Below are 397 nucleotides of genomic sequence, written 5' to 3'. Positions count from 1 at the left end.
ATTGGCCACCGCCAGCGTGTTGGTGTCGCCCGCTGCCACGCCGTCGTTGAACTCCATGTTCTTCTGGACCTGGAGGATGACCGAGTTGGCAACCAGATCGTAGCGCAGGCGCCACTTCAGGTTCGGGTTGCTCGCCACCGTGGCGAAAGTGCTGCCATTGGCGAAGGTGCCGGTGAGGCTGTTCGCCTGGACGATCGTGTAGAGCTGGTTGAAGCGATAGTCGCTCGCCGTCGACGTCAGCGCGTTGACCGCCACCGTGCCGCCCGAGAGCGTCGCGGTGCCGTTCACCTTGATGCTGTCCGAGGCGAAGTTGAAGCTCGTCCCGCCGAAGTCGAAGAGCAGGCTGCCGCCGCTGGCGACGAGGCTGCCGACGGTGAAGCTGCCGATCGGGTTGACC

1 protein-coding gene is annotated in these 397 nt (G+C 64.7%); it reads right to left on the bottom strand.

The annotated features are described in order from the left end of the window. The coding region (locus AAHM44_RS24790) for a hypothetical protein (protein ID WP_342251654.1) at window positions 1-397 on the bottom strand (397 nt) is incomplete at both ends.

Origin of the sequence: Sphingomonas sp. OTU376 (assembly GCF_038440415.1) — a bacterium.
Lineage (GTDB): Bacteria > Pseudomonadota > Alphaproteobacteria > Sphingomonadales > Sphingomonadaceae > Sphingomonas > Sphingomonas kyeonggiensis_A.
Note: the sequence above shows the minus strand (reverse complement) of the source record. Positions and strands in the feature narration are given on the sequence as shown.